Source organism: Massilia phyllosphaerae (assembly GCF_034659755.1).
Classification (GTDB): domain Bacteria; phylum Pseudomonadota; class Gammaproteobacteria; order Burkholderiales; family Burkholderiaceae_D; genus Telluria; species Telluria phyllosphaerae.
Map to the genome: position 1 here is coordinate 1,799,975 of NZ_JAXSQX010000001.1, position 20,954 is coordinate 1,820,928.

10 protein-coding genes are annotated in these 20,954 nt (G+C 66.8%); 9 read left to right on the forward strand and 1 reads right to left on the reverse strand.

What is annotated here, in order from left to right:
- The 5 genes from cyoB (at window position 1) to U1H99_RS08090 (ending at window position 7,826) form a co-directional block, all read left to right on the forward strand.
- On the forward strand, window positions 1–1,977 hold the full coding sequence (gene cyoB / locus U1H99_RS08070; RefSeq protein ID WP_323141174.1) for a cytochrome o ubiquinol oxidase subunit I: 1,977 nt from the start codon (window positions 1–3) through the stop codon (window positions 1,975–1,977).
- Window positions 1,974–2,603 carry a cytochrome c oxidase subunit 3 gene (locus tag U1H99_RS08075; RefSeq protein WP_323141175.1) on the forward strand — a complete coding sequence of 210 codons (630 nt, stop codon included), beginning with the start codon at window positions 1,974–1,976 and terminating at the stop codon, window positions 2,601–2,603. The genes cyoB and U1H99_RS08075 overlap by 4 nt, the downstream gene beginning before the upstream one ends.
- Window positions 2,600–2,992 carry a cytochrome o ubiquinol oxidase subunit IV gene (locus tag U1H99_RS08080; protein ID WP_323141176.1) on the forward strand — a complete coding sequence of 131 codons (393 nt, stop codon included), beginning with the start codon at window positions 2,600–2,602 and terminating at the stop codon, window positions 2,990–2,992. The genes U1H99_RS08075 and U1H99_RS08080 overlap by 4 nt, the downstream gene beginning before the upstream one ends.
- Before the next feature lie 333 nt (window positions 2,993–3,325).
- Window positions 3,326–5,671, forward strand: coding sequence for a putative bifunctional diguanylate cyclase/phosphodiesterase (locus U1H99_RS08085; RefSeq protein WP_323141177.1), 2,346 nt, complete (start codon window positions 3,326–3,328; stop codon window positions 5,669–5,671).
- A 328-nt stretch (window positions 5,672–5,999) separates the two neighbouring features.
- A complete protein-coding gene (locus U1H99_RS08090; RefSeq protein WP_323141178.1) occupies window positions 6,000–7,826 on the forward strand; it encodes a putative bifunctional diguanylate cyclase/phosphodiesterase in 1,827 nt (608 codons plus the stop codon).
- 61 nt (window positions 7,827–7,887) lie between these two features.
- On the opposite strand, the gene U1H99_RS08095 is transcribed toward U1H99_RS08090, so the two are convergent.
- Window positions 7,888–9,627 (reverse strand): extracellular catalytic domain type 1 short-chain-length polyhydroxyalkanoate depolymerase, encoded by a 1,740-nt coding sequence (locus tag U1H99_RS08095; protein WP_323141179.1) that lies wholly within the window; start codon window positions 9,625–9,627, stop codon window positions 7,888–7,890.
- A gap of 338 nt (window positions 9,628–9,965) precedes the next feature.
- Here U1H99_RS08095 and U1H99_RS08100 point away from each other — a divergent pair, with 338 nt between their 5' ends.
- From U1H99_RS08100 to U1H99_RS08115, 4 genes are all read left to right on the forward strand, one after another.
- On the forward strand, window positions 9,966–10,535 hold the full coding sequence (locus U1H99_RS08100) for an acyl-homoserine-lactone synthase (RefSeq protein WP_323141180.1): 570 nt from the start codon (window positions 9,966–9,968) through the stop codon (window positions 10,533–10,535).
- Between the two features lie 165 nt (window positions 10,536–10,700).
- On the forward strand, window positions 10,701–13,097 hold the full coding sequence (locus U1H99_RS08105) for a penicillin acylase family protein (RefSeq protein WP_323141181.1): 2,397 nt from the start codon (window positions 10,701–10,703) through the stop codon (window positions 13,095–13,097).
- Between the two features lie 13 nt (window positions 13,098–13,110).
- Window positions 13,111–14,838 carry a cyclic peptide export ABC transporter gene (locus tag U1H99_RS08110; protein WP_323141182.1) on the forward strand — a complete coding sequence of 576 codons (1,728 nt, stop codon included), beginning with the start codon at window positions 13,111–13,113 and terminating at the stop codon, window positions 14,836–14,838.
- Window positions 14,835–20,954 (forward strand): non-ribosomal peptide synthetase (locus U1H99_RS08115; protein ID WP_323141183.1); only part of this gene is annotated, 6,120 nt, incomplete at its 3' end. The genes U1H99_RS08110 and U1H99_RS08115, both read left to right, overlap by 4 nt.

Consider the following 20,954-nt stretch of genomic DNA (forward strand, 5'->3'; position numbering starts at 1 on the left):
ATGCTGGGCAAACTAGACTGGTCCGCGATTCCCACGGACCAACCCATTCCCTTGATCGCCGCCGGCATCGTCGCGCTCGGCATGCTGGGCGTCGCCGCCTGGATCACCAAGCGCGGCTGGTGGACCTACCTGTGGAAAGAGTGGATCACCAGCGTCGACCATAAAAGGATCGGCGTGATGTACGTGCTGCTGGCGCTCGTGATGCTGGTGCGCGGTTTCGTCGATGCCCTCATGATGCGCTCGCAGCAGGCGATCGCGGTCGGCGCCAACCAGGGCTTCCTGCCGCCCGAGCACTACAACCAGATCTTTTCCGCGCACGGCACCATCATGATCTTCTTCGTCGGCATGACCTTCATGGTCGGCCTGATGAACTTCGTGGTGCCGCTGCAGATCGGCGCACGCGACGTGGCGTTCCCGACCCTGAACTCGGTCAGCTTCTGGCTCACCGCCTCGGGGGTGCTGCTGCTGAACCTGTCGCTGGTCATCGGCGAGTTCGCGCGCACCGGCTGGCTGGCGTATCCCCCCTTGTCCGAGCTGGCCTACTCGCCCGGCGTCGGGGTCGACTACTACTTGTGGGCGATCCAGATCGCCGGCGTCGGCACGCTGCTGTCGGGCATCAACCTGACCGCGACCATCCTCAAGATGCGCACGATCGGCATGGGCTACATGCGCATGCCGATCTTCTGCTGGACCGCGCTGACGGCCAACCTGCTCATCATCGCGGCGTTTCCGATCCTGACCGCGACGCTGGCCATGCTGACCCTCGACCGCTACCTCGGTTTCCACTTCTTCACCAACGATTTCGGCGGCAACGCCATGATGTACATAAACCTGATCTGGGCCTGGGGCCATCCGGAGGTGTACATCCTGATCCTGCCGGCCTTCGGCGTGTTCAGCGAAGTGATCTCCACCTTTTCCGGCAAGCCGATTTTCGCCTACCGCTCGATGGCCGCGGCGGCGCTGGCGATCTGCGTGCTGTCCTTCATGGTCTGGCTGCACCACTTCTTCACGATGGGCGCCAGCGCCGACGTCAACGGCTTCTTCGGCGTCATGACGATGATCATCGCCGTGCCGACCGGCGTCAAGGTCTTCAACTGGCTGTTCACGATGTACGGCGGGAGCGTGCGCTTTTCGGTGCCGATGATGTGGGCGCTCGGCTTCATGGTCACCTTCATCATCGGCGGCATGACCGGCGTGCTGCTGGCGCTGCCGCCGGTCGACTTCGTCACCCACAACAGCCTGTTCCTGGTGGCGCACTTCCACAACGTGATCATCGGCGGCGTCATTTTCGGCGCCTATGCCGGCTACAACTACTGGTTCCCCAAGGCCTTCGGCTTCACGCTCCACGAAGGCTGGGGCCGCGCCACCTTCTGGTGCTGGCTGGTCGGTTTCTACCTCGCCTTCATGCCTCTGTACCTGCTCGGCTTGATGGGGGCGACACGGCGCATGCAGCATTATTCGGAGCTGGAGTGGCAACCCTTGATGATCGTCGCCCTGTGCGGCGCGCTGTCGATCTGCGCCGGCATCGGCTGCACGATCGTCCAGCTGGTCGTCAGCATCCGCAGCCGGGCGCAACGGCGCGACCTGAGCGGCGACCCATGGGACGGACGCTCGCTGGAGTGGGCCACGCCGTCGCCGGCGCCGGCCTTCAACTTCGCGACGCCGGTGCAGGTGAACGGCCTCGACGCCTTCTGGACCGCCAAGCGCGCCGGCTTGCCAGCGCCGGGCTGGCCCGAGATGCCGGCGCCGTCCGTCGTCGAGGTGCCGGTACGCACCGGCACCGGCTTCTTCATCGCCTTCTTCGCGGTCGGATTCGGATTCGGCATGGTATGGCACATCTGGTGGATGGCGATCGCCAGCCTGCTGGGTATCCTCGGCGTGGCATTGGCGTTTGCCTGGCGCCGGGTCGACGAGCACGATATCGACGGCGATGCCGTGGCGGCCATTTACGCGGCGCCGGCCAGGGAGGCCGCATGAGTGCCGTGATGGACGAACCGATGCAAACGGTCGAGCGGCCGATACCGCGTTCGCAGCGCGGACCGGTGCCGACGCACGTCACCACCAGCTATGGCATGTGGCTGTTCCTGCTCAGCGATATCGTCATGTTCGCCGCCTTCTTCGCCGCCTTCGTGGTCTTGCGCGACCACACCGCGGGTGGGCCGGCGGGCCGCGACCTGTTCCATCGCCAGACCGTGCTGATCGAGACGGGATGCCTGCTGTTGTCGAGTTTCTCGTGCGCGCTGCAAGGCATCGGCGTCGAGTACCGCAACAAGACGGTGACCTATATCGCCGCGGCGGTGACGCTGGCGCTGGGCGCCGCCTTCATGTTCCTGGAACTGTCCGAGTTCACGCAGATGATCGCCGATGGGGCCGGCCCCGGCCGCAGCGCCTTCCTGTCCGGCTTCTTTGCCCTGGTGAGCTTGCATGGCCTGCACGTGGCATGCGGCATGCTGTGGCTGGTCGTCATGCTGGCGCAGGTCGCCACGCTCGGCTTTTCGCCCAAGGTCGTGCGGCGCCTGCAGTGCTTCAACCTGTTCTGGCACGCCCTCGACATCGTATGGGTGGGTGTGTTTACCGTCGTGTATCTGGGAGCTTTCACATGAAAACGGAAACGGCGGCAAGCCGCGACGACGAACGCCCCGGCGCCGAGGGCGAGCTGCGCACCAAGCTGCTGAAATACACCGGCGGCCTGCTGCTGTCGATCCTGCTGACCGGGGTGTCGTTCTGGGTCTCGGCGACGGACGCCGTCTGGCCGCGCGGGGTGCCGGTGCTGCTGGCGGCGCTGGCGATCGCGCAGATGGGCGTGCACCTGCTGATGTTCCTGCACGTCTCCAGCGGACCGGAGAGCACCAACAACATCATGTCGCTCGCCTTTGGGGTGTTCGTGGTCGCGCTGGTGATCTTCGGATCGATGGTCATCATGCACAGCCTGGATACGCGCATGAACGACATGCCCGTCGATGCGCACCGCATGATGATGACGGCGCCGTAAACGGCGCGGCTACGGAACCATGTGCCTTGGGCTGGCTGTCCAGCCCAGCCCTGAGCCGCAAGATTGGGCTTGGACAGCGAACGTCCTGGTTACATTTATACGACATATAATTGAATATGGGCAATAAAAATTGCGCCATTGGACTTTATTTGTTACTTTAGGTAGCCGCCAAGCTTCCTCGCCAGCGCATCTTCGACCTTTCGCGTGCCCCGCCCCGCACGCACCGCGCCCTGCCCACGATGCTTGCCATGCCGAGCATCGCCTCCCAGGGCGCGCGATCCATTCTTCTTCCCATTGTCCCAACGCTCACGCAGGCCCATGCCCGTCAACGCCATGTCCCACAACACCTCCTTGCTCACGAATGCCGTATGGTCTTCCCATGCTGACGGCACGCTCGACTTCCTGCTGGAAGATCATCCGGGTCTGCTGGGCATCGGTGTGGGGCATCGCCTGCAGGACTGGCTTGCCGACGCCGGTGCCGGGCAAGGCGGCTTATCACCGTTCGCCGCGACCGGGTGCCGGCCGTTTCGTATCGATGCCGACATCAAGGATAGCGCCGGGCTCGGCCGCCGGGTGCTCGTCACCGGCATACCGAAAGCCGCCGGGACCGGCAGCGGTTACAGCGGCGCCATTGTCGACCTGAGCGGTCAATGCCAGGCGCAGGAGGAGGCATTGCGCAAGGCGCGGGAACACAGCCTGATCATCGACTACAGCGACGACCTGATCGCGCACAGCGGACCGGATGGGTGCTACCTGCACGTGTCGCCTTCGTACACGCGTCTGATGGGCTGGCAGCCGGAGGAGATGCTGGGCCGTCCCGTGATCGAGTTCCTGCATCCCGACGACCAAGCCTCCGCGCAGGCGGCGCTCGCTTACCTGGTCACGTCGGATGCGCAGCCGCTGGTGACCGAAGTCCGCAAACGTAACGCGTCGGGTGCCTATGCCGCCCTGGCAACCAAGGCCTGTCCAGTCATCGATCCGGCGACCGGACGCAGCCGCGGCGTGGTGATGGTGTCGCGCGACATCACGTCGGAGCAGGCCATGCGGCACCAACTGCGCGACCTGGCGAACGAAAAGCTGGCGCTGGTCGACAGTATCGAAGACGGCTTTTTTTCGGTGAATGCGGAATGGCAGATCACCTATGTCAACCAGCGTGCCGCGGCCTTCGTCGGCGCGACCCGCGACGCCGTCCTCGACAAACCGGTCTGGGACGTGGCGCCGGGCCTGGCGGAATCCATGGTCGGCGCGCACCTGCGCGAGGCCATGACGACGCGCGAGAGCGTCAGTTTCGAAGCATTCTACGAACCGATGGGCGTATGGTTGAGCGAACGCATCTACGCATACGCGGACGGCTTGTCCGTATTTTTCCATGACATCAGCGAACGTAAGGCAGCGGAAGCGAAACTCGAGGAACTCGCGACGCGCGACAGCCTGACCGGCTTGCCGAACCGTGCCTGGATCAACAGCCGCGTCGACGAGATGCTCGGGCGCGCGGCGCCGGGCGGCGTGGCCACCATCTTCTTCATCGACCTGAACCGTTTTAAGGAAATCAACGATTCGATGGGACACGCGACGGGCGACCTCTTGCTGCAGCAAGTCAGCGAACGTTTGTGCCAGTGCATGCGGCCTGGGGACGTGGTGGCCCGCCTCGGTGGGGACGAATTCGTGGTGGCCGCGACCTGCACCGGCCCCGAAGCAGCGAGCGCCATCGCGCAGCGCTTGCTGGCCCAATTGAAGACGCCGTTCTATGCCGACGGCCTGGAAATGTGCGTGGGCGCCTCCATCGGCATCTCGCTCGCTGCGCCGGGCGTAACGACGCAACAATTGTTCCAGAGCGCAGACACCGCGATGTACAAGGCGAAGGCGTCGGGCGCGGGCGGCTTCGCTTTCTTCGACCCATCGATGTGCGTCGAGGCGAAGCGCACGCTGAAGCTGGAAATGGCCTTGAACAAGGCGCTCGAACTGGCGCAATTCGAGGTGTACTACCAGCCGCGCATCGACCTGCGCAGCAAGCGGATCCTGGGACTCGAGGCGCTGCTGCGCTGGAATCACCCGGAGTTGGGCCAGATATCGCCGCTCGAATTCATTCCGCTGGCCGAGGAACGCGGACATATCCAGGCGATCGGCGCGTGGGTGCTGGGCGAAGCCTGCCGCACGATCAAGATGCTCAACGCCCGCTACCGGCTCGACCTGCGCGTGTCGGTCAACGTGTCGGCACGCCAGTTGCGATCGCAGTCGTTCGTGGACCATGTGCTGCATGCCCTGGCCGAATCGCAGGTGGACCCGGCATCGATCGAGCTGGAAGTCACGGAAAGCGCGCTGATCGTCGACCTCGGGCAATCCGCCGATATGCTGCGGCGCTTGAAGGAGGAAGGTGTGCGGCTGTCGCTGGACGATTTCGGCACAGGATATTCGAGCATGTCCTACTTGCGGCAGCTACCGGTCGACATACTCAAACTCGATCGTTCCTTCGTCAACCAGGACGCCAGCGGATTCGGATTCGTCGCGGCACTGGTCGATATGGCGCACGCGCTGGGACTGTCGGTGGTTGCGGAAGGCATCGAGACCCCCGAGCTGATGGGCAAGCTCGAGGGGATGGGCTGTGACGAAGGGCAGGGCTACCTGTTCGCACAGCCGATGCCGCTGCATGCGCTCGAGGATTACCTGGTACGCGCGTGAGCGTGTTCGGACAGCGTGCGATAAAGGACTTGCAGCTTTGCCGGCAAGGCAATTCCGCCACATGCGCGGCCATATTGCGTAACTATTTGTTGCTTTATATAAATAACATATGCGAACATGCAACATCCGAAGACTTGATAAAGCTTCTGCGCTTCAGGTCGAGCTAGCTTAACCGGCAACGGATATTGCAACCCGCACTTGGTAGCCTTAACGGCAGTAAACAGATCGGCCTCGCGCCTGTATTGACATGGTTTCCTACTTCCCGACATGTACTGTGGCGCCCGCGGCGCACACGGGCGCTGCCGATGAGCCGGCGCGGCTGGCCGCGTTGCACGCCACCAGGCTGCTCGACACAGGGCCGGAGGACACCTTCGACCATCTCACGCGGATGGCTTGCGATGCGCTGGCGATGCCGATGGCGCTGGTATCCCTGGTCGACCAGGAGCGGCAATGGTTCAAGTCGCGCCAGGGGCTCGACGCCGCGCAAACCCCGCGCTCCTCGTCGTTTTGCGCTCACGCGATCCAGCGCGAAGGCATGATGGTGGTGGAGGACGCCTGGCGCGATCCGCACTTTGCCCGCAATCCGCTGGTGACCGGGGAGCCTCATATCCGTTTCTATGCCGGCGTGCCGATAATCGGTGCGGAGGGGCACAAGATCGGCACGCTGTGCGTGCTGGACCGGGTCCCGCGCAAGCTGACCGACGGCGAGACGCGCATCCTGTACGGCCTGGCGCACATGGCGCAGGAACTGATCCGGTTGCGGCAAGTGGCGCTCGCGGCCACCGCGCTCCTGTATGCGGACGACGAGCAGCGGATGTCGACGTTTACTGGCGAACTGGCCGGCCTGTTGACGCGTGACGCCCTGACCGGACTCCCCAACCGTATCCAGCTCGAGGAACGGATGCGGCACGCCATGCCTGTCTGGCAGCGCGAGGAGGCGCTGGCGACGGTGGTCCTGATCGATGTCGACAACTTCAGTGGAATCAACAGCGCACTGACCCACCGTGCCGGCGACGCGCTGCTGGTGGAGTTGAGCCGGCGCCTGCGCGGCGCGGTGGGCGACGGCGACCTGGTGGCACGCTTCGGCGGCGATACCTTCGTGGCCCTGCTGCACCACGGCCACGCCGGGGACGACCTGGCGGTCCGTCTCGACCGTCTATGGCAGGTCGCGCAATTCAGCCTGCAACTCGGCGAGCGGACAATCCATGTCACCAGCGGCATCGGCTTTTCCCGCTTTCCGGCGGACGGCAGCGACATGGACACCTTGCTGGACGCCGCCGGCATGGCGGTGCGCCAGGCCAAGCGGGCCGGGCAGGGCGGGCTCCAGCCTTTTTCCGCCAGTGCGACGGGACGCGCCAGGGATTACCTGCTGGAGCACGACCTCGCCCGCGCCGTCGAGAACGGCGAGCTCGAGTTGCATTATCAACCCAAGCTCGACTTGGCGACCGAACGGGTGACCGGCGTCGAGGCGCTGGTGCGCTGGCGTCATCCCACGCGCGGTCTGATCGGACCGGACCAATTCATTCCACTGGCCGAACGCAATGGCCTGATCGTCCCGATGAGTTTCTGGATCATCGATCGCGCTTGCGCCGAGCTGGCGCGCTGGCGGACGCTCGGCATCGAGTCGGTGACCATGGCCGTCAACTTGTCGAGCCGGCTGTTCACGACGGTCGGGCTGGTACAGACGATCGCCGACACCCTGCGGCGCCACGCGATGCCGGGCGGGCTGCTCGATCTCGAAGTGACCGAGAGCGGGTCGATGGCGGATCCGCTGCTGGCGGTGCGGCTGATGAACCAGCTCAAACTGCTGGAGGTCACCATCAGCATGGACGATTTCGGCACCGGCTATTCGAGCCTGAGCCATTTGAAGGACTTTCCGATCGATACCATCAAGATCGACCGTTCCTTCGTGGCCGGCATGCTGGACAGCGACGGGACCCTTGCGATTCTGCAGGGCATGTTCGACACCGCGCGCCGCCTGGGGCTCAAGACCGTGGCCGAAGGTGTCGAAACGGCTGCCCAGCGCGATCTGCTGCGGCGCGAGCGATGCGACGTCGTTCAGGGTTTCCTGTACAGCCGGCCGCTGCCGGCGAATGCCTGCCTGGCCTTCCTGGCCGACAACCTGGGCTTATCGGACGTGCACGAGCTGCCTTGAGGGCGCAGGGGCAGAAATCGGCTGATGACCGGGGCTGTGGGCCTGCGGATTTGACTTTCCCTTATGGGCAATTGCCGATGACATAGTAGCCAGCTGCCGTCTGCGCCAGCGTCGCCGTATAAAAGGTGTTGTCGAGGCCCATGTTCTGGTTCGAGCCGTTCGCCAGTGCATAGCCGCCGCTGTCGTGGGCACGTCCTGCCTGCACGTGGGCGTAATTGCTCGACGTGGTCGCGGTGCACGTGAAACCGGACGCCGTGCTGCCCGTCACCGTCGCCGAGCGTGCGCTTTCGACGCCGCCGTTGCCGACGGCCGCGACCTGGTAACCGTAGCTGGTGGCTGCCGCCAGCCCGGCATCCGTATAGCCCGTCGAAGTAATTGCCGCCGCGTTCACCTTCGCCCCGTTACGATAGACGTTGTAACCGGTGGCGCCGTTCGACGCGTCCCAGCGCAGGGTGATGCTGGCGGCGCTCGACCCGGCGACCTCCAGGGCTGCCGGGGCTTGCAGCGCCGGGGCGGTGCCGACCAGGAATTGCGCGATCGCGCAGGCGTTAGAGGTCAGGCCGGTCGTGTTGTCGGTGGCGCTGACGCTGCCGCTGTAATAGCCATCGGCGCGCGCCGCATAAGCCTTGCTGAAGCCGGCGCCGCTGCCGGCCGCGGCGTCGTCCACCGGTGTCGGTCCGTTCAGCGCCACGCGATAGCTGCCGATGACGGCGCCGCTGGCCGCGCCGCTGACCGTCACCGTCGACCCCGCGACGCTGGCGCTGCACGAGGCCATCACCGGCGCCGCCACGCGCGCCACACGCAGGTTGTTGGTGAACCAGAAATCGGTCACGAAGGCCGGGTAGTTCACCTTGGTGGCGTCGACGTAGTTGCCGTTCTGGCCGCCGCTGCCGGCCGGCCAGGCGTGGCCCATGCCCGTCACCGTCATTTCCGAGGTGCGCACCTTGCCGTTGGCATCCTTGTAGGGGATGTTACTGCCGCCGGTCGGCACGCTGGCGGCCGCGCCTTTCGTGAAGCTGCCGCCGTAGGCGACCCGCATCGCTGCCGCATCGAGCGGGCCGTATCCCTGGGCCACCGTATAGTCGCCCGTGCCCCAGACGACGCCGGCGACCTGGGTGGCGAAGGCCGTCGCATTGGTGCCGGCCAGGTTCTTGCAGTTTTTGCCGGCGCTGGTGGCGCTGGTCCCGGACGGCACGCTGCCGATCTGCGCCGTCGTCACGCCCAGGGCCGGGCCGGCGTTGATACCGATGCCGGCAAAGATGTCGGGTGCCAGGCAACCCATCACCATGGTCTCGGCGCCGCCCGAGGACAGGCCGGCCACGTACACCTGATTCGGATCGATCGCGTACTGCGGGTTGCTGACGAAACGGTTGACCAGGTCGAGCAGTACCGCCGAGTGGCCGGTCGTGCGGCTGTGGGTGGATCTGGCCCAGTCCCAGCAGTGGCTACCGTACAGGTTGCCCGTGGCGTTCGGCGCCAGGATCACGGCGCCGTACTGGTCGGCCACGGCTTTCCAGTTGTAGCCCTTGTCGCCGGTGCCGTCGATGACGTCGCCGGCGGCGGTCTGTGCGCAGCCGTGCAGCACCAGTACCAGTGCGCGCTTGCCGGCGAGCGCGGGCGCCGTCGATGGCCAGTAGTAGTAGCCGGTCAGGGCACCGCCGTTGACGCTGTCGCTTGCCCAGGTCTGGTTGCCGATCCAGGTGCCGGGGCCGGCCTGCACCTGGGCCTGGGCGCTGGCCCAGGGGACGAGCGCGAACAGCAGGATTGCCCGGCGGGCTGCCTGTGAGAAGGATGATGCCATCGTGGCCTCCGTTGCGGGCGGAATGATGGCCATGGCTTGTCTCCTGTTGTGGTTATGATCGCGACGGGAAATCGCCAGCGTATTTTAGGCCTGGAACCGCTGGGCACAAGCCGCTTCCGAGCACGGTGCTTGTGCAGGTTTGCACACCTGTGGCATTTGCGCACACGGGGCGGGGGAGGGGCACGGACACCACAGCCCCATGCTGCCGGTCGGACCGGCGACGGGCAGACGTGCGCCGCCGCCACATCGACTGACAAACATGACAGTGTTTCCAAAAACAATAAAAACGTCTAATGCTCCCATCTACAAACCCTAGTGCACATCGGAGCGGAGCAGAAATGAACGTTATCGCAGGTAATAGCAGGGCTTTTTCTGAATCCAAGTTTTCCCAAGTCGCCAGCTACCGCTACAAGGTCTTTATCGAGACTCTCGGCTGGGAGCTGCAGACCAAGTACGGCGAAGAGCTCGACCAGTTCGATCGCCCGGACACGGTCTACGTTGTATCGCAAGACGATCAAGATCAGGTCAATGGCTGCGCCCGCCTGCTGCCCACCAGCCGTCCCTACCTGCTCGGCGACATCTTCCCGCAACTGCTGAACGGTATGCCCCTGCCGTGCAGCGACGAGGTGTGGGAGCTGTCGCGCTTTGCCGCAGTCGATTTCAACAGCCCCACCGCTACCTCCGCACTGTCGCAGTTCTCGTCCGAAATCGCGGTCACCCTGCTGCGCGAATCGATCGCCTGCGCCGCGGCGCATGGCGCCAAGCGCCTGATCACGGTGTCGCCGGTCGGTATCGAGCGCCTGCTGCGCCGTGCCGGCTTCCACTGCCACCGCGCCGGGCCGCCGATGATCATCGACGGGCACCCGATCTTCGCCTGCTGGATCGAAGTCGAACCGCAGCAACGCTAATCCGCAGCCTGCGCCGGTATGCCGCCGGCCGCCGGACCGCATCCCGACCTCACCGCACGCCGCGCCGCCGCCTCACCGCGGCGTGCCCGGCCCGCCCCACATGAACGAGGATTGAACGTGTTTCGTGCCTATCCATTGTTGTTTCGATTTCTCGCGTGGGTGCTCTTGCCCCTACTTGTGCTGGCTGCCGCCGCGGCGTGGTATTTCCAGTCCAGCAAGCCCCAGGTCAACGGCACCGTGTGGACCAAGGGACTGGGCGCGCCGGTCACCATGACGCGCGACGTTCATGGCGTGGTGCACATCAAGGCAGCTTCGGAGCGCGATGTGTACTTCGCGATGGGCTACGCGCACGCGCAAGACCGCTTGTGGCAGCTGGAATTCCAGCGTCGCATCGCACAGGGACGCTTGAGCGAACTGTTCGGACGTAAGGCGGTGCGCCAGGACATCTGGCTACGCACGCTCGGCCTCTACCGCTCCGCCGAAAGCGCCTGGCCCGCCCTCAGCGAAGAGGCGCGCGCCTCGCTGACCGCCTACGCCGACGGTATCAACGCCGTGCTGGAGGCCGGGGCGCCGTTGCCGCCCGAGTTCGCCCTGCTCGGTACGCGTCCCGAAAGATGGCGGCCGATCGATTCGCTAGCCTGGATCAAGGTGTTTGCACTGAACCTCGGCGGCAACCTGAACCAGGAAATCGAACGCTACCTGGCCGGCCAGACGCTCGACGCCAGCCGGATGCAGGCGCTGTTCGGCCCGTATCCCGCAGGGGCGCCGACCACCGTGCCCGACCCCTTCGGCGGGGCGGACAAGGCGCGCACCGGCAAGGCGCTGGCCGGGCTGCTCGACCTGCGCCAGCGCATGGAGCAGGATATCCAGATCGGCGGTCGCTTTGTCGGCAGCAACGCCTGGGTCACCGCCGGTCGGCTGTCCGAGGGCGGCAAGCCGATCCTCGCCAACGATCCCCACCTCGGGCTGCAGATGCCGTCGCTATGGTATGCCGTCAGCCAGCAAGGTGGGCGCCTGCAGGCGAGCGGCATGTCGCTGGTCGGCCTTCCGATCGTTCTGTTCGGCAAGAATCAGCACATCGCATGGGGTGGCACCAACATGATGGCCGACGTCCAGGACCTGTTCGTCGAACAGGTCGACGTGGGCGACCCGGGCCGGTACCGCAGCGCCGGCGGCTGGAAGCGCTTCGCCGCCCGCGAAGAGATCGTGAAGGTCAAGGCCGCCTTCCCGGCGAGCCTGCACGAGCCGCTGGCGCCCCTTAGGATCCAGGTGCGCGAGTCCGAGCACGGGCCGATCGTCAGCGACATGCTGAATGTGTTCGACCAGCCGGTAGCGCTGCGCTGGACCGCGCTCGACGCCGGCGACACCACCTATGAATCCTTCTTCCGCCTGAACTACGCCGGCGATTGGGCCGCGTTCAAGGCCGCCCTCGCACTGCACGTGGCGCCGACGCTGAACATGCTGTACGCCGACCAGGCGGGCAACATCGGCTACCTCGGAGTCGGGCACGTCCCGCTGCGCGCCAGCGGCAATGGGTCGCTGCCGGTGGCCGACGCCGGCGCGCACGGCTGGACCGGCTTCATTCCCGCGGCCGCCATGCCGCAGAGCTTCAATCCGGCGCGCGGCTACATCGTCTCGGCCAACAACAAGGTGGTCGGTCCGGATTACCCGTATTTTATCTCGAACGACTGGGCGCCACCGGCGCGCGCCGAGCGCATCGAGCAGCTCCTGGGCCAGGAGATCGCCGCCGGCCGCCCGATCAGCCTGGCCTACATGGAAAAGATGCAGTCGGACCTGCAGAACCGCGAGGCGCAGCAGTTGCTGCCGATCCTGAACGCCTACCCGCCGCGCAGCCAGCGTCAGCGCGACGCGCTGCGCTACCTGGCCGGATGGGACGGCAACATGGGGCTGGACAGCCAGGCCGCGTCGATCTACATGTCGTGGACGCGCCACCTGCGGCGCCAGCTGTTCGGCGCGCACCTGGCCGGCTACTGGAACCAGGAGGGCAGGGAGAGCTACCTCGATTCGGTGGTCGCCAACACCAGCGCCGACACGCTGCGCACCGCCTTGACCAGCGGGCGCGGTGCATGGTGCGGGCAGGCCGGGGCGGCGCCATCCTGTGGCGTCGCGCTCTCGGCCTCGCTCGACACGGCGCTCGACGAGCTCACCCGCCTGAAAGGCAGTGACATGGACGGCTGGCGCTGGGGTGCGCTGCACACCACTTTGTTCAAGCACACGCCGTTCAGCGACGTGAAGCTGCTCGACATGGTGTTCACGCGCAAGCTGGCCAGCGGCGGCGCCCCGGCGACGGTCAACGCGGCCAACGCCAGCTTCGTGGAATCGAAGGGCTACGTGCAGGGCTTCGGCGCTGCCTTCCGCCAGATCATCCAGCCCGGCGCCGGCCGCCACCTGTACATCAATTCGACCGGCCAGTCCGGCCATCCGCTGAGCGCGCATTACGACGACATGGTGGAACCGTTTGGGCAAGGCCGCTATTTCAACATGGCCAGCAGTGCGCCGGCGGGCGTGGAAGCCGTGCTGACGCTGGCGCCGCTGCGCTGAACAAGGAACCCATATGAAGCTGTTCGATGCCTTCAGCCAGAAAGCGCCCAACAAGGTGTTCTTCTCGATAGTGCTGGGCGCCCTTGCCGGTGTCTGCTACGCCTTCCTGATACCTACCGTCCTCGACAGCCTGGCGCCCGACCCCGGGCGCTTCGCCACGGTCGACAGCGGCATCGAGACCGTGTTCGCGGTCGAGGTGGCCCACTACCGGCTGGCCGCGGTATTCCTGCTGACCTGCGCGTTCATCCTGTTCGCCCGGTCGTTCTCGCAGATCATGCTGCTGCGCGTGTCGATGGACGTCGCCACCAGCCTGCGCATCCGGATCTACCACCGGATCGCGAACGCGCCCATCGTCGACCTCGAACGCATGGGATCGCCGAAGCTGATCGCCGCGCTGACCACCGATGTCGCTCGCATCGTCATGGGGGCGCGCATGCTGCCCGACCTGTTGATCAGCATCGTCACCCTGGTCGGCATGCTCGGCTTCCTGCTGTACATGAACGCGGCGGTATTCTGGTTCGTGATGGGGGCGATCGTGTTCGGCGTCGTGAGCTACCAGATTCCGATGTACTTCGGTAACCGCTACTTCGTGCGCTCGCGCCACATCGCCGACGACCTGCAGGAGTCGATCCGGGCGCTGATCTACGGCGCCAAGGAACTGAAGCTGAACCAGAACAAGTGCGCCAGCTTCTTCGACGAGCTGCTGATCGAGCACGAACGCAAGATCCTGCAGTACGACAAGCGCGGCTTCACCATCGTGCGCGCCGCGATGAACTATGGCGACCTGATCAGCTTTTTCGTGATCGGTGCCGTGACCTTCGTGTTCGTCAATTATCACAGCGTCAGCAGCACCGAGCTGCTGGGCGTGATCATGGCCCTGCTGTACGTGACCGGTCCGGTCAGCAGCATCCTGAACTTCATTCCGCAGGTGATCGTGGCCCGCGTCTCGCTCAACAAGGTGACCCAGATCCTCGACGAGCTGCCCGAGGAAGAGGCCGAGCGGCGGCAGCCGCCGCTGGACTTCGACTGGCAATCGATCGTCTTCAAGGACGTGTGTTACCGGCACCCGCATGCGGGCGACGGCGGCGGCTTCCAGGTCGGGCCCGTCAGCCTGGAGCTGGAACGCGGGCAGGTCACCTTCATTGTCGGCGGCAACGGCTCCGGCAAGTCCACCCTGAGCAAGCTGATGACGCTGCATTACCTGCCGCAGTCGGGCAGCATCCGCTTCGGCGACGTCGAGGTCGATCCGCGTACCCTGGTCAGCTGCCGCGAGCAGATCGGCGCGATCTTCACCGACTACTACCTGTTCGACCGCCTGCTGGGGCTGGGCGACGCGCAGGTGGAAGAGCGCATCGCCGGCTACCTGGTGGCGCTCAAGCTGGACCACAAGGTGACGATCAAAGACGGCCGCTTCTCCACGCTGGCGCTGTCGGACGGGCAAAAGAAGCGGCTGGCGCTGCTGGTCGCCCTGCTCGAGGACAAGAACCTATACCTGTTCGACGAATGGGCCGCCGACCAGGACCCCGTGTTCAAGCAGGTGTTCTACCAGACGCTGCTGCCCGAACTGCGGGCGCGCAACAAGGCGGTGGTGGTCATCAGCCACGACGACCGCTACTTCGACGTTGCCGACAAGGTGTTGGTCATGGAAGAGGGCAGGCTGGCGCGGGTCGAACTGGTTTCCGGCGCCACCCGCGCTGTCCATCCATCGCACCAACATCACCAGACTTCGAGGTTTGCATGAGCACCATCCACGCCCGTTTTCCACTGACGCTGAGCCAGGCCGACATCTATTTCGACCAATTACATCATCCAGCCAGCCCGCTGTACAATGTCGGCGGCTACATCCGCTTCGGCCGGATCGACGCGGCGCGGCTGGCCGACGCCCATCGCCGCCTGGTCCTGGGACACGACGGCTTCGGCATCCGCATCCTTAGCGATGGTCCCCAGCCGGCCCAGGCCATCAGCGTCGATCGCAGCACCGGCCTGCCGTTGACGGATTTCAGTCGCGCCGCGGAGCCGGCCGCAGCGGCAAGGCAATGGCTGGCCGAGCTGTTCGAAACCCCGGTGCCGTTCGAGAACGCGGAGTTGTTCCGCGCCGCGCTTTTGAAGATCGGCGAGGCGGAATACTGGTACGTCGGCTTCGCCCACCACCTGGCGATGGATGGCTGGGGCTTTGCCAACTGGGCGCGCCAGCTCGGCAAGTATTACAGCGACAGCGCCCTGGAGGCGGACGATCCGCTGCCGTGGTCCGCAGTGGCCGCGGCCGACCAGGACTACGCCGGCGGCGAGCGTTTCGCCGCCGACCGCGCGCACTGGCAGGCTTGCCTGGCCGGCGTGCCCGAACGCCTGCTGTCGCCCTTGCCGGGCGGCGCCGCCGTCGCCAGCGCGCGTCATGCGATGGCATTGACTGCGGCCCAGTCGGACGCCGTCGACGCGCTGGCGCGCCGGCTCGGTGTCGGGCGCGCGCCGGTATTCGCGGGGCTGCTGTGCGCCTACCTGTACGGATGCTGCGACCGTACCGACTTCGTGCTCGGCATGCCGGTGCATAACCGCCCGGCGCATGCGCACAAGCAGATGATCGGCGTGTTCACCAGTATCACCCCGGTACGCGTGCAGGCCCACCCGCAGGCGGATTTCTGCGCACTGGTGTGCGCTCTGTCCGAGCGCATGCGGCGCGACCTGCGTCACCAGCGCTATCCGCTTGGACACATCGTGCGCGACCTCGGGCTGCAGGGGGGCAGCCGTGCGCTATACGACGTCGGCTTCAACTATCTCAAGCTCGACAGCAAGCTGGCGATCGACGGTGTCCCGGCCACGCTGGTCTACCTCAGCCACAACCACGAGCCGACGCCGCTGATGGCGACCATCTGGGAATACGGCGGCCAGGCCGAATCGGAAATCCAGCTCGACTACAATCTCGGGTACTTCAGCGCCGCCGATATCGCGCTGGCCGCGGAGCGCCTGTCGCACATGCTCGACACGCTGCCGGCCATGGCCGGCGTGCCACTCGCCACGATCGAGGTCATGCCACCGGAAGAGCGCGCCTGCCTGCTCGACCGCTTTAACCCGGCGTCCGCGGCGCCGCCGGCCCGCTGCATCCACCATTTGTTCGAAGAACAGGCCAGGCGCACACCGGCGACGGTGGCGGTGGTGTGCGAGGGCAGGGCGCTGAGCTACGCCGCGCTGAATGCAAAAGCCAACCGCATCGCCCACCGCCTGCGCGCCGAAGGGGTGGGACCGGACACCCTGGTCGGCCTGTGCGTCGAGCGCTCGGCCGACATGGTGGTCGGCATGCTCGGCATCCTGAAGGCAGGCGGCGCCTACGTGCCGCTGGACCCGGCCTACCCGCGCACGCGCCTCGACTTCATGGTGCGCGACAGCGGGGCCCGCATCGTGCTGACCCAGGCGCGGCTGCTGGACACGCTGGTCCCGGGGGCGGCACTCGCGCTGTGCCTGGACCGCGACGGCGACTTCGCCGGCTACAGTGAGTCCGATCCGGACGCGGCGGCGGTGGGCGTCACGCCGGCGCACCTGGCCTACCTGATCTATACATCGGGCTCGACCGGGGTGCCGAAGGGCGTCATGATCGAGCACCGCAACACGGCGGCGCTGCTGGAATGGGCCCATGCGCACTTCAGCGCGGTCGAACTGCGCGCGGTACTGGCGAGCACCTCGCTCAACTTCGACCTGTCGGTATTTGAGATCTTCGTGCCGCTCAGCGCCGGCCACCGCTGCGTGGTGGTGCGCGACGCGCTGGCCCTGCTCGAGGAGGATTGCGACGTCAGCCTGGTCAACACCGTGCCTTCGGCGATGAAGATGCTGCTGGAGCGGGGCCGGGTGCCGCATTCGGCCGAGGTGATCAACCTGGCTGGCGAGCCGCTGCCGCAAAAGCTGCTCAACGGCCTGTTCGCGGGCACCGGTTGCAGGAAAGTGTGGAATTTGTACGGTCCGTCGGAAGACACGACCTATTCGACCGGTGCCATGTTCACCGGGCCGGTGGCGGGCATTCCCGGCATCGGGCGGGCGGTGTCGCATACCCGACTGCACGTACTGTCGGCGAGCGGCAGGCTGCTGCCGGTGGGGGCGGTGGGCGAGCTGTACATCGGCGGCGCCGGGCTGGCGCGCGGTTACCTGAACCGCGCCGAACTGACCGCCCAGAAATTCGTCGACGATCCTTTCATGCCGGGCGAACGCCTGTACCGCACCGGCGACATGGTGCGCTGGCTGGACGACGGCACCCTGGCCTTCCTCGGCCGCGCCGACGACCAGGTCAAGATCCGCGGCTTCCGCATCGAACTGGGCGAGATCGAAACCCGGCTGTCGGCCCAGCCCGGGGTTGCCGAAGCGGTGGTGGTGGCACATGGCGAGGAGGGCGAGCGCAGGCTGGTGGCCTACGTGGCCACGCGCGAAGCCGGCGCCGACGGCGAGGCGCTGGGGGCGTGCCTGCGCGCGGCCCTGTCCGAGACCCTGGCCGACTACATGGTGCCGGGCGTGTTCGTCGTGATGGATGCGCTGCCGCTGTCGCCGAACGGGAAGATCGACAAGCGCGCGCTGCCGAAGCCGGACCCGCAGGAGAGCGGCGCCTTTGTCGCTCCCACGACGCCGACCGAGCTGGCGCTGGCCGCGATCTGGCGGGAGCTGCTCGAGTGCGAACGCGTCAGCGCCGACGCGAACTTCTTCCACATCGGCGGCCATTCCCTGCTGGCCACCCGCATGACCGCGGCCATCGCCGCCGCGGTGCATGTGCGGCTGGCGCTGCGCGCCGTCTTCGAGCACCCGCGGCTGGACCAGCTGGCCGCCTGCATCGACGGCCACCGCAAGGAGGCGCACGAGAATATTCCGCTTGCGGCACGCGGACTCCCGCTGGCCCTGTCGCCCATGCAGCAGCGCATGCACTTCCTGCATGGGCTGGCGCCGGACGCGGGCCACTACAACATGCCCGCCGCGCTGCGCCTGGACGGCGCGCTCGACGTGGCGGCGCTGCAACGGGCGCTGGATGGCGTCGTCGGCCGGCACGAGGTGCTGCGCACCGTCTACGACGATACCGAAACGGGGCCGGTGCAGCGCATCCTGGCGCCGCATCCGGTCGCACTCGACATGCGCGACCTCTCGGCCGGTACCGTTCCCGCCGCCGAAGCGGCGCGGCTGGCACGCTGCGAGGCGGCGCGCCCGTTCGACCTGGCCAGCGGCCCGATGCTGCGGGCCAGCCTGCTGCGGCTGGGGCCCGGCGCGCACGTACTGCTGGTGACCCTGCATCACATCGCGGCCGACGGCTGGTCGGTCGGCGTCATCGTGCGCGAACTGGGCGCACTGTACGCCGCGTACTGTGCGGACGGCGCGAACGGCTCGGATCCGCTGCCGCCGCTGCCGGTCCAGTATGCCGACTATGCCAAGTGGCAGCGTGGCCAGGCCGAGGGCGCGCGCATGGCGTCGCAGCTGGCCTACTGGCGCGCGCGCCTGGACGGGCTGCCGCGGGTGCACAACCTTCCGCTCGACAAGCCGCGCCCGGCGCAGCAGGACTTCCGCGGCCTGCAGCATGTCGAGCATGTCGGTCCCTCCCTGTTGGCAAGCCTGAAAGCGCTCGCCAGCGCGCACGACGCCACGCTGTTCATGCTCCTCCAGGGCGCCTTCGCCCTGCTGCTCGGCAGGTGGAGCAACGAATCCGATATCGTCATGGGCAGCCCGGTCGCCGGGCGTGCGCACAAGGAGACCGAGGGCCTGGTCGGGCTGTTCGTGAATACGCTGGTGCTGCGCACCGCGATTGCCCCGGGCGAGGATGTCGCTGCGCTGCTGCGGCAGGCGCGCGCGACCCTGCTGGACGCCCATGTCAACCAGGACCTGCCGTTCGAGCAGCTGGTCGATGCGCTCCAGCCCGAGCGCAGCCCTTCGCACGCGCCGCTGTTCCAGGTCATGTTCTCGATGCGCGACGACGATGCCGCGGCACTGCGCATGCCGGGGCTGGAGGTCGGCGCGCTGCCGGTGGAGCACGTGCCGGCCAAGTTCGACCTGGAGCTGACCGCGGCCGCATCCGCGGACGGCCTGACGCTGGCCTGGAACGCGGCCGCCAGCCTGTTCGAGCCCGCCACCATTGCCCGCATGGCCGCCAGCTTCAAGGTCCTGCTCCAGGCCATCGCCGATACGCCGGCCACGCCGGTCGGCGAACTTGCGATGCTGACCGCCGACGACCGCGACCACCTGCGCGGCTGGAACGCCGCTACCGGCGCGGCGCCGCCGGCCCGCTGCATCCACCATTTGTTCGAAGAACAGGCCAGGCGCACACCGGCGACGGTGGCGGTGGCGGTGGTGTGCGAGGGCAGGGCGCTGAGCTACGCCGCGCTGAATGCAAAAGCCAACCGCATCGCCCACCGCCTGCGCGCCGAAGGGGTGGGACCGGACACCCTGGTCGGCCTGTGCGTCGAGCGCTCGGCCGACATGGTGGTCGGCATGCTCGGCATCCTGAAGGCAGGCGGCGCCTACGTGCCGCTGGACCCGGCCTACCCGCGCACGCGCCTCGACTTCATGGTGCGCGACAGCGGGGCCCGCATCGTGCTGACCCAGGCGCGGCTGCTGGACACGCTGGTCCCGGGGGCGGCACTCGCGCTGTGCCTGGACCGCGACGGCGACTTCGCCGGCTACAGTGAGTCCGATCCGGACGCGGCGGCGGTGGGCGTCACGCCGGCGCACCTGGCCTACCTGATCTATACATCGGGCTCGACCGGGGTGCCGAAGGGCGTCATGATCGAGCACCGCAACACGGCGGCGCTGCTGGAATGGGCCCATGCGCACTTCAGCGCGGTCGAACTGCGCGCGGTACTGGCGAGCACCTCGCTCAACTTCGACCTGTCGGTATTTGAGATCTTCGTGCCGCTCAGCGCCGGCCACCGCTGCGTGGTGGTGCGCGACGCGCTGGCCCTGCTCGAGGAGGATTGCGACGTCAGCCTGGTCAACACCGTGCCTTCGGCGATGAAGATGCTGCTGGAGCGGGGCCGGGTGCCGCATTCGGCCGAGGTGATCAACCTGGCTGGCGAGCCGCTGCCGCAAAAGCTGCTCAACGGCCTGTTCGCGGGCACCGGTTGCAGGAAAGTGTGGAATTTGTACGGTCCGTCGGAAGACACGACCTATTCGACCGGTGCCATGTTCACCGGGCCGGTGGCGGGCATTCCCGGCATCGGGCGGGCGGTGTCGCATACCCGACTGCACGTACTGTCGGCGAGCGGCAGGCTGCTGCCGGTGGGGGCGGTGGGCGAGCTGTACATCGGCGGCGCCGGGCTGGCGCGCGGTTACCTGAACCGCGCCGAACTGACCGCCCAGAAATTCGTCGACGATCCTTTCATGCCGGGCGAACGCCTGTACCGCACCGGCGACATGGTGCGCTGGCTGGACGACGGCACCCTGGCCTTCCTCGGCCGCGCCGACGACCAGGTCAAGATCCGCGGCTTCCGCATCGAACTGGGCGAGATCGAAACCCGGCTGTCGGCCCAGCCCGGGGTTGCCGAAGCGGTGGTGGTGGCACATGGCGAGGAGGGCGAGCGCAGGCTGGTGGCCTACGTGGCCACGCGCGAAGCCGGCGCCGACGGCGAGGCGCTGGGGGCGTGCCTGCGCGCGGCCCTGTCCGAGACCCTGGCCGACTACATGGTGCCGGGCGTGTTCGTCGTGATGGATGCGCTGCCGCTGTCGCCGAACGGGAAGATCGACAAGCGCGCGCTGCCGAAGCCGGACCCGCAGGAGAGCGGCGCCTTTGTCGCTCCCACGACGCCGACCGAGCTGGCGCTGGCCGCGATCTGGCGGGAGCTGCTCGAGTGCGAACGCGTCAGCGCCGACGCGAACTTCTTCCACATCGGCGGCCATTCCCTGCTG

Bases quoted from the DNA above. Each gene is read 5' to 3' on its own strand.
- U1H99_RS08080 (WP_323141176.1), top strand. From the start codon at position 2,600: ATGAAAACGGAAACGGCGGCAAGCCGCGACGACGAACGCCCCGGCGCC.
- U1H99_RS08100 (WP_323141180.1), top strand. From the start codon at position 9,966: ATGAACGTTATCGCAGGTAATAGCAGGGCTTTTTCTGAATCCAAGTTT.
- cyoB (WP_323141174.1), top strand. From the start codon at position 1: ATGCTGGGCAAACTAGACTGGTCCGCGATTCCCACGGACCAACCCATT.
- U1H99_RS08110 (WP_323141182.1), top strand. From the start codon at position 13,111: ATGAAGCTGTTCGATGCCTTCAGCCAGAAAGCGCCCAACAAGGTGTTC.
- U1H99_RS08075 (WP_323141175.1), top strand. From the start codon at position 1,974: ATGAGTGCCGTGATGGACGAACCGATGCAAACGGTCGAGCGGCCGATA.
- U1H99_RS08095 (WP_323141179.1), bottom strand. From the start codon at position 9,627: ATGGCATCATCCTTCTCACAGGCAGCCCGCCGGGCAATCCTGCTGTTC.
- U1H99_RS08085 (WP_323141177.1), top strand. From the start codon at position 3,326: ATGTCCCACAACACCTCCTTGCTCACGAATGCCGTATGGTCTTCCCAT.